Source organism: Methanosarcina sp. DH1, from assembly GCF_020804205.1.
Taxonomy (GTDB): Archaea; Halobacteriota; Methanosarcinia; order Methanosarcinales; family Methanosarcinaceae; genus Methanosarcina; species Methanosarcina vacuolata.
This window is the reverse complement of sequence record NZ_WJBJ01000001.1, coordinates 114522-130060: the sequence shown is the minus strand read 5'-3', so window position 1 is coordinate 130060 and position 15539 is coordinate 114522. Positions and strand designations below refer to the sequence as shown.

The window sequence follows — 15539 nt, the reverse complement described above, 5'->3', positions numbered from 1 at the left end:
GTGTCATATCTCCTGTTTCTTCATCGATAAGATAAATTCCTCCAGCGTTGATCTCATCTATCTGAAGGCAGGAATCCAGCAGTTTCTCAAGAGTCTCGTTCATGGAACTGGAAGTGCTTAGTGCAATGCCCAGATCCCTCTGGATGTAGAGCAGTTTTTCTTTCCTTTTCCGCTCAGTGATATCCAGGATTATCCCCTTAAGGTACTTTACAATTCCATTGTCATCGGCTTCAATGAAAGTCCTTTCTTCAACCCAGCGCACTTCGCCTGATTTTGTCAGGATGCGGTATTCCTGAGAGAAATCCACGTAATCTTCGTCTATCCTTCTTAAGAGTTCTCTTTCCACTCTCTCCAGGTCGTCAGGATGCACAATATTGCCATACATGACTTTTCCTGATGTAAACTCTTCTACGGTATACCCGAATTTCTTAATGTTTTCTGAGACAAACTCGGCAGGCCAGTACTTCTCCGGCCTCCAGAGGAAAACCGTGACGGGAACTTTATTTATTACCGAGATCAGCTCCTTTGCCATCTCAAGAGCATTACATAAAGCTAATTCATTCAGGTATTTACAGGCTTTCTGCCTACCATTCCCATTTTTAGCCGAGTTTGAAATCACTTTGAACATCTCATTCTCCGTAGATAAAAAATCTCTTACAGGAAGCTCTGAACACATTTCGGATATTTACGTTTTTTGCTTTGCAAGCATAGAAGTACACAATAAATTAAAAAGCTTGTGATAGAGATTTCAAATGTATCAGGATGCAGAGACTTAAATGTGAGAATATATAAAAAGATCTTACAAAAAAAAGCACATAGATATGATATAACTTAAGAGAAAAATATATATATAACATCTGGATTAATAGCCAGTATAGTTAATAACTATTCTATTTATAGACCTATTTTCTTATTTCACGTTTGAATAGTACACTTACAATAAGTGAAGTAATTTGTCTATTTTGCCAATAAAACTCCTGAAAAGTTATTGATAGAAGCTGAAGAAGACATAAAGACAGGCTTACTAATGCGTGAATGCTCTATCCGAAGACATCTTTTAGGTTTCAGGGAATTTGCCTATACGTCTTTGTCCTCTTAACTGCTGTTTCCTGAAAAGAACACCCTGAAAAGAGCAAAAAATATCTTATTTAAGACTTTGTCTTCTTTCTACATTCTTTTAGTTTTTCTTCCAGGCGGATACGAGAGATAAAAACTCCGAATTGCGTCGCAATAGTTTCGAGGGCGGTGCGGACGCTATCTGGAAACTCAAGTTCAAGGCTCGAAGCAAGATAAAAAGCTGCAATAACTTTTTTTCCTGATTTTACGGGTATAATTGCGGTAGCCCTGAGATTTTCATGTCTGAGTACGTCATCTCTCGAAGTGAGAAGAAGGTCTATGTGTTGTTTGTATACAGGCTGCCCTATCATAACAAGTTTCGTATTAGGGGAATTGGCACTGTAATGGGAGGCATACTCGACAAAATTAGGAGAAAAACCACGGTGAATGGCAAGYGTCATATCTCCTGTTTCTTCATCGATAAGATAAATTCCTCCAGCRTTGATCTCATCTATCTGRAGGCAGGAATCCAGCARTTTCTCAAGAGTCTCGTTCATGGAACTGGAAGTGCTTAGTGCAATGCCCAGATCCCTCTGGATGTAGAGCAATTTTTCTTTTCTTTTCCGCTCAGTAACATCCATAACTATTCCCATAAGGTACTTTACAGTTCCATTTTTATCCGCTTCAATGAAAGTCCTTTCATCAACCCAACGTATCTCACCTGATTTCGTCAGGATACGATACTCCTGAGAATAGTCCACGTAACCTTCTTCTATTCTCCTTGAGAGTTCTCTTTCAACCATTCCCAGGTCATCAGGGTGTATGATATTGCCATAAAGAAGTTTTCCGGATGTAAATTCTTCAGCAGTATACTCGAATTTCTTTATGTTTTCTGAGACAAATTCAGCAGGCCAGTACTTCTCCGGCCTCCAGAGAAAAACCGTAACAGGAACTTTATTTATTACCGAGACCAGCTCTTTCGCCATCTCAAGAGCGTTACATAAAGCTACTTCATTCAGGTATTTACAGGCTTTCTGCCTGCCATTCCCATTCTTAGCCGAGTTCGAAACCACTTTGGACATCCCGTTCTCCGTAGTTTAAAAATCTCTTACAGGAAGCTTTGAATAAATTTCGGATATTTACATTTTGTGCTTTGCAAATATAGAAGTACGCAATAAATTAAAAAGCTTGTTATTTGAGTTTTAGAATGCATCAGAAGGTAGAGACTTGAAAATTGGAATCCACATAATGATTTTATAGAAAAGGATACACATATATGAGAAAACCTTTAAGAAAAATATATATCATATTAAGATTGACAACCAATTTAGTTACTACAACTTAGTTACTAACTATTCTATTTCTATGGTCACGAGGCTAAATAATGTAACTGCCCAATGAGGTACAATGAAGTTTTTTTGTTGCAACAATTACAGGCGTGACTATAGACCTGTTTATTATCCACATTTATAACGGTTCTTATTCTCTCTGCCTCAGGTACAATTCTATTTCTACATGATTTCCAAGGTCAATTTGATATATAACCGATGATATATTTTTAGATATATCTCTACGAAAGATAAAAAGAGGCGAGTTGAGAATATGGATGACCTTCAGGGAGTATTGAGAGGACAGAAGATTTCTTACTTTTCTATGGAAATAGGGCTCAACAGTGAAATCCCTACTTATGCTGGAGGGTTGGGCGTACTTGCAGGGGATACTATTCGCTCGGCAGCGGACCTGAATATTCCGCTGGTAGCAGTAACACTGGTAAGCAATAAAGGCTATTTCAGACAAATTCTTGACTCTTCCGGAAACCAGATCGAGCACACCGAAGAATGGAATCCTGCTCATTTTATGACACATCTCACAGCAGAGGTAAGCGTAAAAATCCAAAACAGGGAAGTTAAAATCAGGGCCTGGCTGTATAATTGTAAAAGCCTTACAGGAGGCTGTGTACCCATTATCTTCCTTGATACTGATGTCGAGGGGAATGACCCGGAAGACCGCAAAATTACGGATTTTCTCTATGGGGGAGACCAGCGCTACAGGCTCAAGCAGGAAATAGTACTTGGGATCGGGGGAGTAAGAATGCTTGATGAACTGGGCTTCAAAATCCGGAAGTACCACATGAACGAAGGCCATTCAAGCCTGCTTGGCCTGGAACTCCTTAGGTGTAATGGCATTGACCCTATGAAAGTAAAGGAGCTCTGTATTTTTACAACACATACCCCTGTGGAAGCAGGACATGATAAATTTGATTACGGGCTTGTAGAAGACCTGATCCGGGACAAAAACTGTGTGGATGTCCTCAGGAGATTCGGAGGAGCCGAACGCTTTAACACAAGCCTTTTTGCCCTTAACCTATCGAACTATATCAATGGAGTCACAAAACGACATAGCCTGATCTCGAGCGAACTCTTTCCGGGCTACAAAATTCAGGCGATCACAAACGGTGTCCATTCATATACCTGGACTTCTCCTTATTTCAGGAAATTGTATGACCGCTACCTGCCTGGCTGGGCAAATGAACCTGAACTTCTGGTACGGATAGACGGAATTCCGGACACTGAGATATGGGAAGCCCACTGGAACGCAAAAAAAGCCCTTATAGATGAAGTAAACAAAAGGACAGGTGTGGGTATGGACTATGAGAGCCTGACAATCGGCTTTGCACGGCGCATGACTGCATACAAGCGGGCAACCCTGGTTCTATCCGACCTTGAAATGCTCAAAAAAATAAACAGGCGGGGTAAAATTCAACTTATTTTTGCAGGCAAATCCCACCCGAACGACGGAGCCGGAAAACAGCTTATCAGAGATATTTTTAAAAACATTGAAATTTTAAGGAAAGAAATCAAGATTGTTTTTCTGGAAAACTATGATATGGATCTTGCCGCGAAAATGGTCTCCGGGGTTGATCTCTGGCTGAACACACCAACCCGCCCTTATGAAGCCTCCGGCACGAGCGGTATGAAAGCTGCCCATAACGGAGTTGTAAACTTCAGCGTGCTCGATGGATGGTGGATTGAAGGCTGGATTGAAGGTGTAACAGGATGGGCAATTGGCCCTCAGCCCGAAGACAAACTTTCCGAAGAAGAAGCAAAAGCAGCAGAACTCAGCGACCTTTACAATAAGCTGTATTATATTATAGTTCCCATGTACTACGACCGCAAAGATGAATGGGTTAAGCTAATCAACAATTCCATAGGCATGATAGCTTATTATTTTAATAGCCACAGAATGATGAGGCGTTACGTCACACATGCTTATCTGTAATGTACTCTGATTTTTCAGAGGAATTTGTGAGCATGATTTCGGCTCCCTTATTTTGGGAATATATAGTCACGAAGCTAAATAACGCAACTGCAATGAGGCACAATGAAGTTTTTTGTTGCAATAATTACAGGCGTGACTATAGGTAAATTTTGGGAATACAGATGATTCAAATATTTGTAGACTACTTTTTGTAGACTACTGTAAAATTTTAGTAAACCCTTTTTGGTGGATGAGAACTGACCAGGCATTATTTCTTTGGTTACCGCCTTTCCTCATAACTAATTTTTTGAAATTTTCATACTTAAATCAACATTTTTTGGCATCATCTTCAAATTGAATGTAACAATTACATTTTAAAATTTAAGAAGATGAAATATTGCGTAGGCAATGTTATGAATACTTTTGTCAGAAAGAAATAGAGTGTAGTTAATCACATGTCATTAGATATATTTTTAAACAGTTGGCAGTATAATCTCTAATGCATCTTTACAAAAGTTGGATCCAAATTACAAAAATTTAGTTAAGTTTCAGAGGGTTGGCCGGGTGGAAGATATCTCATTAATTTTACTTTTTTTATCAGTTTTAGGAGGTTACCTGCTTGGCATAATCTCAGGGCTCCTGCCTGGAGTGCATAACAATAATTTTGCGCTTGCCCTTATAGCCCTTGCCCCTTTCCTGGCTGAAAAAGGGCTTTCACCTTTTTACATTGCTGTAATTATTCTCTCAAATGCTGTCTCCCAGACTTTTCATGACGTAATCCCTTCAGTGTTTTTAGGGGCACCGGATGGAGATACTGCGTTAATGGTCCTGCCAGGGCACAGGCTTCTGCTTGACGGAGCAGGAGCCGAAGCAGTCCGACTTTCAGCACTGGGAAGCGCAGGCTCGGTAGTTGCGTCCCTGATTTTCGTACTTCCGTTTTCGCTTTTCTTTAAGGCCATTTATCCTTATGTTGAAGCACATATGGCATTGATTCTTATTTTAATCGTCTTTCTAATGCTTGCAAGTGAAAAAGGTGAAAGCGTTGAAGATTCAAAGGAGAAAAGCCCATTTGCAAAATATAAATACAAACTTTTTGCTCTGGTTTTGTTTTTGATCACAGGCGTACTTGGACTCTTTGCTTTTGATAGGGAATCTCTTATGGTTCCAGTTGTTAATTTGGGAGAGCCGTCGATACTCCTACCTCTGCTTAGTGGGCTTTTTGGGTCTTCCCAACTAATAATAAGCCTACTCACAAGCTCGAAAATTCCCGAGGAGTCCGTGTCGGCACTCAAGCTTTCTCGAAAACGAATTCTCAGGGGAATCCTTACAGGCAGCGCAGCAGGCTCACTTGTTGCATGGCTGCCAGGCCTCTCTTCAGCAATTGCAGCACTACTTACAGGCCTTGTTGCAAAAGTTGATTTTGACAGGATTCCGCTTAAGAAAAAAATTTCAGAACCTGATTTAGGAAGGTTAAAAACCTCCCTTTATTCTGACCCTTATGCCAGTAACCCTTCAACGCTTGAGAGCTCTAAGGAATTCATAATTTCAAATTCCGGAGTAAACACTTCGAATGCTATTTTCGGGCTGGTCGCTTTTGTAGTAATCGGAAGAACCCGAAGTGGAGCAATGGTTGCCATAGAAACTATTTTGGGGACAAATACACTTAATTTACCTGTACTGCTGCTCTTTTTTGCCGCTATGGTATTAACTGCTCTTTTTTCCTACTTTTCTACGATCTGGATAGGAAACAATGCCCATCTCTTTCTAAAGAAAGTTAACTACAGTAAACTCTGTGCAGGTGTCCTTATCGGACTTGGAGTAATGGTTTATCTGTTCACAGGACTTTTCGGTTTTTTTATTTTTTTGATCTCAACCCCAATAGGGATGCTCTCCTCCTTTATGAATGTCAGAAAATCCCATGCAATGGGAGTCATCTTACTGCCTGTGATCCTGTACTTCTTGTAAAAAAGTAGCTTTTTTAATTGTATAAGTTCCAACTTCCTTCTTTCAGTCTCATATATGCTTTTTTTAGCTTCATATATGCTTTTCCATAAGTCTATGGGGTCAGATAAATACGATTTGAAAATTTTACATCATGTGCCTGTTATTCAAAGAATATCATGTGCGTTTGGGAGAAAATCAAAGCAAAAATAGCGTTTCTTTGAAAGTTGAGCCAGAATTGTTGATAATTCTGGAGATAGGTTGATTTCCATCCTGAGATAATATATTGAAAACTGTATAAAAACTGAAAACACAAAAACTCCCTTTTTTCTAAAAAAGAAATGCAGGAGTTTTTCTAAATTGAGTAATAACTCTTATACATTTCTTTAAACTGTTTTTATTTACTCCTTTCTTAAAAGAAATACCATTATCAATATCATTACAAGGCTTGCCGCTCCAAATCCAGGTGTATCAGGAATAGGAATGGTAACGGACTTATCCTCGGAAACGGGTGTTTCAGGGGTTGAATCTTCTACATGAATAGGAAGATCGAGCGTGTAATATTCTCCATCCTCTTTGTTACTTCCAAAATAATAAACTACTTTGCCTGTGACAGTAAAATCGCCAACCTGGTTGGCTGCAATTCTCACTTCAATATCCCTTCCCTTGCCGGGTTCAATATCATATGTAGTTGTGTACTGTCCCGCGCCGGACTCAACAAACTCGGAGGAAGAAACACTCATCCCGGACGGAGGGATAATAATCGCCTGGACATGCATGGTAGGTTTTGTGATAAAATTCACGGCTGAAAGCTTGAGCAGGATATCTTCTCCCTTAAGGACTGATGTTTTTTCGCCGTGAAGGTCAACACTTGCAGAAGATTTTTCTGAGTGGTCGGCTGATGTTTCTTCAGTTTCTTCTGGTGTATTTTCAGATTCTTCTTGTGTGTTTTCAGGTTCTTCCTGTGTATTTTCGGGTTCTTTACTATAATAATTGTTTACAGTAGTTGTTTGCGTGTTAGTTTGTGAATTATCATAAGTGTTTACAATAGTTGTATCATAATTGTTTACCGCACCTGTTTGTATGTTTTCAGGTTCTGTTGTCGAATCGTTTACCTCTTCGTCCTCAGTTTCTTTTACATCCTCTTTGCTTTCATCAGAAACAGCCTTTCCTATGTACTTATTTACCAGATCGACTTCAACTCCACGCATGGAGATCTCTTCCCCTAACTCATTGAAGTATATGCTATCGAATCCTTTTGATGAGTCTGGATCTACATAATACAAGCTGAGCATCTGATTGCCATTTTTATCTTCCCATGTATCACAGTTCCATGTAGGCTGTTCATCTTTCACGGCATCAAATACTGTGTTAATATAGTTATCCGATACTGGTATACTAGCAATAAAATCAGTTATTTCTTCTTTTGTCGGGAGATCTTTGGATTCAGTTGCTGCTACACACGATGTCAGCAGAGCGAAGATTAAGAAGATACCTGTTATTTTTAGTGGTAGTTTCATTTTAACTCCTGTTTTCAATCTGTCCTGAATAATTTGTATAAGCTGAATGATGGCATTATAACGAAGTACAAAAACATACACATGCCAGCTATGAAGTAACATGATCCAATGGTCAGGCTCTGTTGCAAAAATAATAATATCCTCAGTTTGATACTATAATTCACACTTTTGTGTATCATCTTCTCCGTGGTGAGATTGATTAACTTTCCTAGTTGTGAAAATTTTCACTGATCTTGTAACAAAGCTGGATTTTTTGCAACGGAACTTAGATATTTATGCACATATCGTGGAAGAAGAACTTTGAGTTGCTACTAATGCAGTAGATGAAAACATAATAAATAGCAATAGAAAGATGGCTGAAGCTAAAACAACCAGGCATGATTTTTTTGTTTTCATTATATTTTCGTCCTTTATAGTATTTTTCAAAAAATATAGATTGAATAATTTAGTTGTTCAAAGAATCTATAAAACTTTCCATTTTATTCTGCCCCCCATAAAAATAGATGGTCCACCTTTATTCAATTGATGTTTTTAAAACACCTGGATGCCAGCCTTTCGCCTTTGAAAACTCTATTGTTTTTCTTGAAACTCTGTTGTTGTCCTGCCTAAAAGTCAGTTTTTGTCTTTCGAGTAGAGTTGTTGAGATTTCGCTCTGTTCAAGGGCTTTTCCAAAGATAGTGGTCTTCTTGACTTTTTTAGGTACTCCATTTGTTCTTATTTTGACTACCCCAAAACTCCAAAATGTTTCAAAAGAGCTTCTCTATAAAAGTTCAACCCACCTGTGACAACAAGGGATTTTATCGGATGTTTTTTAACTAACTCACCTAACTTATCCCCAACATACTGTTTTCTGGGTCTTATTACAAGTCAAGTATTAGTCTATAACTTAGTACAAAAGCTATCCACATGCTTGAATTTCTGGGTGTCAGGATTTCTATAATATCTACTGATTTTTCCACAAACTTTATAAATATTTAAATACATAAATTCAACAAAAAAACAATGTATAAAACATTAATATGTATAATTATAAGGAATATTCCTAGTTTCTAAGTATATTTTTGTTTAACTCCAGGGAGCGTTACTTAAAAAGCGAGTAAGCACACAAATACATTTAAATGAAAGGGACAGAATAATAATAGGTGGTAATATTGGGGGAAACCATTGAGTATTGTCATTATGGTCGTTATGTAAAAATGCCTGGAAAAATCCTTGAGCCTATAGATAGTATGGCTAAAATCGGTTTAAACAAAGACGAACAAAAAATTTTACAGGGTTTTGTGCACAACAAAGCTGAACAAAAAACCGGTTACTACGACAAGAAAATAGCTGAAATGAAGCAGAAATACGACATGGACTTTTCAACTTTTCAGAATATGATCTATTTAAGGAAAGCAGAAATAGACCTTGAAGAATGGAACGATTTCGTGCTATGGGGAAGTTACGTCAAAGCACACCGATATTGGGCACAGTTTTGCTGAGCGAAAACTGAACCCGTCAATTTATCATTATCTCCAGGATTTCATGTGAAAAAAGAAACTCCATCAGCTTTGCATACCTGACAAAGAGCATTTTGCAGGAAAGGTTAGTTTTTCAGTTATTAACTTTTGTAACATTAAATATATAATTATTAAATTTTTAGTTGTCAATTTATTGCTATTAAATTTAATTAGAAGTCACGGAGGATTAAGAGGTACAAAGATGAAAGAAGAGGTGAATGCAAAAGTACACCTGCAAGATAAACAGGAATTCTGGACTCAATATGGGTTTAAAGGAACTGCTGACATTCAGGTGTTTTAAAACATCAATCGAATCTTTCGTGTCTTCCGTGGTTATAAAGTAAGTTCAAGTACTTAGATGGCCCATCTTTAACGGAAGAATTGTACCCCTATTTCCTTTATTCTATGTTTTCCTCGCTTTCGGTGGTTAACCTTCCACTTGAGATTGGGAAAAAATATTGATCCTTAACTATAAAGTCGGCTGGAACAATGATTCAGAACCCTGAGCTCTTCCCATCCGGGGCAAAACAAGCTCAGAGCCCTGAACTTTTCCTTTTCGTTCAGAAACTTAGCTCAATATCCTGAACTTAATTTCTTTCTTTATTCTATTATTTTTTTCTTTATTTATTATTTATTTCTTTATTATTTCTTTATTTATTTTATTATTTCTTTCTTTATTTTATAATTTATTTCTTTATTTTATAATTTATTTCTTTATTTTATAATTTATTTCTTTATTTTATAATTTATTTCTTTATTTTATAATTTATTTCTTTATTTTATAATTTATTTCTTTATTTTATAATTTATTTCTTTATTTTATAATTTATTTCTTTATTTTATAATTTATTTCTTTATTTCTTTTTAGCTCAAAAACTTGGTTCAGGTTCATCAACCTTAAATTCAGGTTCCAGAGCAGGAGCATCAAAGAAAGGAATTTCTGCGTTTTCATACCAGGCTTCAAGAAAACTTAACAGATGGTATTTAAGGAAAACAGAAAGGGGTACACCGAGGAAAAACAGCGTTCCCATAACCAAAATCAGTTCTATAACGATAAAGGGAATCAGGAGTAGCCAGAGAAGAAAGTCCGATAACAGGGACGAAAAGAGGAGGTACAGAGCCACGTCAAAAATAAGGAAAGCAAGCCCTAAAACCAGTACCACCAGTACAAAAAGGAAAATTGCAAGAATTGTGATTCCTATATCGAGCAGTAACCTGACAAACCAGTAAACCATAACTTCGCGCCAGCTTTTCCTGAAATTTCCGAGAACAAGCTTGAAAGCCGAAAGAATTCCTTTATTCCGGTAAATGGCAAGTGGGATTGCAAGGCTTAAAAGGGAATCTATTGCAAGTGCGAGCAGAATTAGCAAAATAATTACACCAACAACCCAGAGAATTCCTCCGAGACTGGCAGGCAAAGAAAAGTCTGAGGGTACTTCACGAATAAGGGGTATAAGAGGAAGAAGGGATATTCCGAAGAGCGCGAGAAATACCAGCCAAATAGCTAAGCGCACAAGCAGGAGGCGGAATCCTTTTCCCAGAAACTTTCTTGAATAAGCCCAGAATTTTACTTCATTTCGTACAAGAGATTCCACAAAAACAAACTCCATAATACTGGAAATGTACGAAAAAATCAAGACCAGGAGAATAAGGAAAATTATTAATGCGGCTACAGTTGCCATTTGTGGCACCTGATAAATATATCCGAAAGCAATACTGTGGTCAAAAGGAAGATCAGGCATCTGACCAGGCTCAATATACGGAAAATTATTTTTTAAGTCTTCTGAACCTATATTGTAGTTGCTCGTATTTCCATAACTCGAAACCCCGCCTAACAGAAAAATGATGATTGCGAGTTTTACCCATTTCCAGAAATCAAAAGGTTCAAGAAGAGCTTCTCTTGTTCTTGAGATAGCTCTGTCTACTGCACCTATCGCATACCAGCTCATAATATATAATTTTTGTAAAAAGATATATAATTATCTAAATAGTTAAATGTGAGATTTCCCAGACAAACTTAGAGATACTCAGGAAAACTTGAGATTTTTCAGACCTAAAAACTATTTTATTTAAAAATACTTTCCCAAAATTTCATAAATCGCTTCCATTAATATGATGGCCTTCACTTATTTTATAAGCAGTTTCCTCATTTTGCCCCTCACAAAACTCATTTTTCGAATTTATAATTTTATCTGAACCACTGCCGGTATTTTGCATTTTCACCGATGAGATCCATGGGACCTGGACAGAGCTTCAAACCCTGAAACAACTTCAAACAACTCTTCATCAATGCCGCTCTGGCGCACACGGTAGTATTCTCCACTGAGATTATTAAGCAGCTCCTCAATGTTTTTATCGGCACGTTGCATTGCTGCCAGTCGACTAGAATTTTCACTTGCAAGGGACTCGGCACATGCCCTAAAAAGCGAAACGAAAAGGTACTCGCGGATGAGTGCCCGTAAGGTCTCTGTGATATCGCCCATTACCTCAGGCAGCAAGTTTTTGGTTGGCCAGGAAAGTTTGGTCAGGTCATCTCTCCAGGTTTCATCAAATGGAAGCAACCGCTGGCTAACCGGCTCGTAGGTAACTCTGGTTTTGTGGCGGTTGTAATATAGATAGAGTTCGGCATCTTCATCCTGGCTGCGTAGTTTCTCATTTTCCACAAGAATTTGGGCTATAAGAGGGGTAATTGCCTTAACCGAGTTTGGCACATTAAAAAGTCCGATCGGCGCCAGGCCCTCGTCTGTCAGGCGCGAATAAACACGCTCTCCTACAGCCCAGACCTGAGCTTTACCTGGCAAAGTTTTCAGTTCCCCGACCGCATGACCGGTAATTATATCATTAAACTGACCCACAAGCCCCTGATCTGAACCGAAAACGACAGCCCCTATAAGGCGTGTATTCTTTTGTCCTTTTCCTTCTTGCGGAGCTGGCATAAGTGCAATTTTCCTGAAACATAAGCCCAAACCCAGTTCTACTGTGTGATAATAGTCAGATAACGCAATCACTGATTTTTCATATTGCCCTATATTCGAGGCTGCCAGGGCTTTCATCGTGCGGACGACAGACTGCAGATCTTTTGCTCTATCAATCTTTGTGCGCAGACTCTGAGTGTTTTCGGTCATGATTTATCCTTAGCCTCCGGCTCGGACTTACTTTTAGTCTGGGCTTCGGACTTACTTAATTTTTCCTCAGTTTTAGCTTCCGGCTTCGGTTTGGATTCAGGGTTTGGCTGGTAAGGTTCCAGTGCTTTACGGGCAATATCAAGGATGGTCTCGCGGTCCTCGTCGCTCAATTCTTTGTCGCCTTTGAACCGATCGCGCACGTCTGCAGGAATATCTGGTACTGCCTTACGCAGGGAGCTTTCAGCCTCTACCATTTTGTCAAGTGGTATATTGTCAAAGAGCTTTGAGTTCAATGCAAGAAGAATAACAATCTGATCGGGTACGGGTACTGGAGAGTTTTGAGGCTGCTTCAGGAGGGCACGGATCCGCCTCCCATGCTCAATGAGCTTCCGTGTATTTTCATCTAGCCTTGCACCGAAACGGGTAAACGCTTCGAGTTCTTCAAATTGTGAATAGGCAAGCTTGAGGTCTCCAGCCACTGCTCTATAGGCAGCAAGCTGTGCTTTACCGCCTACTCGAGAAACGGATTTGCCGACATCAACTGCAGGCAGCACACCCAATTCAAAAAGCGAAGGTGAGAGGTAAATCTGCCCATCCGTAATTGAAATCAGATTAGTTGGAATATAGGCGGAAATATTCTGCGCTTCGGTTTCGATAATGGGAAGAGCAGTTAGTGATCCGCCACCAAGTTCTTTGAGCAGGTGCGTAGACCGCTCCAGCAGTCGTGAATGAATATAAAAGATGTCGCCAGGATATGCTTCCCTTCCCGGAGGCCGACGAAGTAAAAGGGAAAGTTCTCGATAGGCGCGTGCATGATTGGTTAAGTCATCGTAAACAATCAGCACGTCTCGACCTGCTTCCATAAAATACTCTGCAATGCTGGTCGCAGCATAAGGAGCAATATAGATTAGCCCTGACGGGTCATTGCCTTCAGTTACAACAACAATCGTGTAATCCATTGCGCCCCTTTCCCGTAAGTTTGCCACTGCTCTGGCAACTGCTGATGCACGCTGACCAATGGCACAATAAACGCACAGGACGTTAAAATTGCGCTGGTTGAGAATAGTATCGATTGCAATTGCAGTTTTGCCAGTCTGGCGGTCCCCTAAAATCAATTCTCTCTGACCGCGCCCTATCGGGATTAACGCATCAATAACTTTAACACCGGTCTGGAGAGGTACGGTAACAGGAGCTCGATCCATAATTGCAGGACTGTGCCGTTCAATAGGCAAGCGTTTACTGGAAACTATTGGTCCTTTATTATCAAGTGGACGGCCTAGCGGGTCAATAACTCGCCCAAGCAATTCTTCGCCTACAGCAACATCCATAACCCGTCCAGTGCGTTCAACCTGATCTCCGGCATGCAGATGTGAGTATTCGCCCAGTAGAACGGTACCGATTTCTTTTTCATCAACATTAAACGCGATCCCAAACAAATCCCCTGGAAACTTTATAAGTTCATCAAAACCCACAGTAGGAAGGCCAGATATATTTGCGATACCTGTCGAAACTGTCAAAATTCTGCCCACCTCCTTCGGGATGAGCGTAGGAGTCACTGATTCCCTGGCCTGGTGTATTTCGGTGAAAACTTTGTCGAAAACATCTTTAAGACTTTTAGGTTCCATGTTAACTTGCTCTTCATGTGGGCTCTGGTTTGGGATTAATCTCCTGCTTAGCCACAGATTTGGACTTACTTCCAGATTGATGTGTAAACTCTGACTCTTGCTTAGCCTCAGACTTTTTTTGCATCAGGTTCTTGTTCAGCCTCAGACTCTTGTTTAAACTCTGAATCTTGTTTTATATCAGGTTCTTGTTCAGTCTCTGAATCTTGTTTAAACTCTGGATCTTGTTTTACATCAGATTCTTGTTCAGTCTCTGAATCTTTTTCGATCCGGGCATTAGAATCAGTTTCAGATCTGTTTTCAACTTCGGATTCAGTTTTCGATCTGGGTTTGTTAGTCTCAGCTCCAGGCTCCTGTTCAGCCTCGGGTCCGCTTTCCGATATGGGTTTGTTATTTTTGGTTTGAGGCTCGGGTTTGGCTTTACTCTCAGGCTGCTCTTTCAGCAGTTCGTCTATACTTTTTTGCATCGATGTAAGATAATCCGCAATGCTCCACGCAACTTTTTGTCCGTCTGTGTTTAATTCGATACCACTGACAAGGTCTGGTTCAGTCTCAAACCTGGGTTGAATTTCTATGCCAAGAGTTTCTTTAATCGTCTTTTTAATAGAATCACGCTGTGCTTGTGGAAGATCAAATGCAGTACGAATGAGCACCTGACCTGGTGATGTACTGAGCGCTGAAGCTAACTGCTTCTTTTCATTATCTTTCAGGCTGCGCAGCCTTTGGACAAACACGTTAACTGTGCGTTCTTCCAGACTGGTTTCAGCCAGATCGGCCAGTACTTTTTGAGCTATGTTAAATACTTCCTGTTGTGTCCGGCGGCCGATTTCCTGACTTAAGTTCTGTCCTTCGTTCCTTAATGCCTCCTGTTGTTTTACTCTCAAATCGGAGGCTTCTTCCCTCACATTTTCAAAAAGCCGCTGACGTTCAGCCTGTGCTTCTTCCTTTGCCTTGTTCAAGAGAGCATTGCGCTGCTGGTCGAATTCCTCGTTCTTACGCTTGAATTCTTCTTTCTCTTTTTGAGCTTCTGCTTCTTTTGCATCCGCATTCTTAAGTTCATCTGCGACCTTCTTCTCGCGTGCGTCGACTGCGTTGAGTATCGGTTTGTAAAGAAAACGCTTCAACAACCACACCAGGATGAGGAAGTTGACTACCTGCGCAATGACGGTGAACCAATCGATCAGCATAGGCTATTTCCTCTCTATTTCAGGCAAGTGCACGGTTCCAGAACGGGTTGGCAAAAATGAGAATCATTGAGACAACGAAACAATAGATAGACAGAGACTCAATCATAGCAAGGCCAACGAACAGCGTCCTGGTAATGGTCGCCGAAGCGTCGGGTTGCTGTGCCAGTGAGCTCAGGGCAGTCGCAACAGCTCGCCCTTCACCAATTGCGGGTCCGATAACCCCAATGCCTATTGTGATGCCAGAAGTGGCGATTGATGCCACCGCGATTATGGTTGTATAGGTGTCCAAAGCCATAGTGCTCCTTCCGTTGTTAGAGTTGCTATTCAGTTC

The 15539-nt window shown here is 39.9% G+C and carries 11 protein-coding genes and 1 pseudogene; 3 read left to right on the top strand and 9 right to left on the bottom strand.

The features are described from left to right. Positions 1-628, bottom strand: a 628-nt coding sequence (locus tag FXW07_RS00510) for a PAS domain-containing protein (protein ID WP_229393264.1), incomplete at its 3' end; no start/stop codon positions are given. A gap of 520 nt (positions 629-1148) precedes the next feature. Continuing rightward, entirely contained in the window at positions 1149-2138 is a 990-nt protein-coding gene (locus FXW07_RS00505; RefSeq protein ID WP_048156015.1) for a GAF domain-containing protein, read from the bottom strand. Between the two features lie 520 nt (positions 2139-2658). Here FXW07_RS00505 and glgP point away from each other — a divergent pair. Beyond that, positions 2659-4335 (top strand): alpha-glucan family phosphorylase, encoded by a 1677-nt coding sequence (glgP, locus tag FXW07_RS00500; protein ID WP_229393263.1) that lies wholly within the window; start codon positions 2659-2661, stop codon positions 4333-4335. A gap of 543 nt (positions 4336-4878) precedes the next feature. Next, positions 4879-6279 carry a tripartite tricarboxylate transporter permease gene (locus tag FXW07_RS00495; protein WP_229393262.1) on the top strand — a complete coding sequence of 467 codons (1401 nt, stop codon included), beginning with the start codon at positions 4879-4881 and terminating at the stop codon, positions 6277-6279. 377 nt (positions 6280-6656) lie between these two features. On the opposite strand, the gene FXW07_RS00490 is transcribed toward FXW07_RS00495, so the two are convergent. Continuing rightward, positions 6657-7775: a hypothetical protein gene (locus FXW07_RS00490; protein ID WP_229393261.1), complete on the bottom strand. Its 1119-nt coding sequence runs from the start codon at positions 7773-7775 to the stop codon at positions 6657-6659. A gap of 547 nt (positions 7776-8322) precedes the next feature. Then, positions 8323-8683 (bottom strand): annotated as a pseudogene (locus FXW07_RS00485) (IS1 family transposase); the annotation flags it as partial. Positions 8684-8917: 234 nt separating this feature from the next. Between FXW07_RS00485 and FXW07_RS00480 the strand changes: the two are divergent. Further along, complete coding sequence (locus FXW07_RS00480) at positions 8918-9256, top strand: hypothetical protein (RefSeq protein WP_229393260.1); 339 nt, start codon at positions 8918-8920, stop codon at positions 9254-9256. Positions 9257-10143: 887 nt separating this feature from the next. Here the strand turns inward: FXW07_RS00480 and FXW07_RS00475 are convergent. From FXW07_RS00475 to FXW07_RS00455, 5 genes are all read right to left on the bottom strand, one after another. Then, on the bottom strand, positions 10144-11223 hold the full coding sequence (locus tag FXW07_RS00475; RefSeq protein WP_229393259.1) for a hypothetical protein: 1080 nt from the start codon (positions 11221-11223) through the stop codon (positions 10144-10146). A 270-nt stretch (positions 11224-11493) separates the two neighbouring features. Beyond that, positions 11494-12399, bottom strand: a complete 906-nt coding sequence (locus FXW07_RS00470) for a F0F1 ATP synthase subunit gamma (protein ID WP_229393258.1) — start codon at positions 12397-12399, stop codon at positions 11494-11496. Continuing rightward, positions 12396-14024 carry an alternate F1F0 ATPase, F1 subunit alpha gene (locus tag FXW07_RS00465; RefSeq protein WP_229393256.1) on the bottom strand — a complete coding sequence of 543 codons (1629 nt, stop codon included), beginning with the start codon at positions 14022-14024 and terminating at the stop codon, positions 12396-12398. The genes FXW07_RS00470 and FXW07_RS00465 overlap by 4 nt, the downstream gene beginning before the upstream one ends. 107 nt (positions 14025-14131) lie before the next feature. Then, on the bottom strand, positions 14132-15208 hold the full coding sequence (locus FXW07_RS00460) for a F0F1 ATP synthase subunit B (protein ID WP_229393254.1): 1077 nt from the start codon (positions 15206-15208) through the stop codon (positions 14132-14134). Between the two features lie 19 nt (positions 15209-15227). After that, the gene (locus tag FXW07_RS00455; protein WP_197078757.1) at positions 15228-15503 is read right to left on the bottom strand and encodes a F0F1 ATP synthase subunit C; all 276 of its coding nucleotides are present in this window, start codon (positions 15501-15503) and stop codon (positions 15228-15230) included. Positions 15504-15539 lie beyond the last annotated feature (36 nt).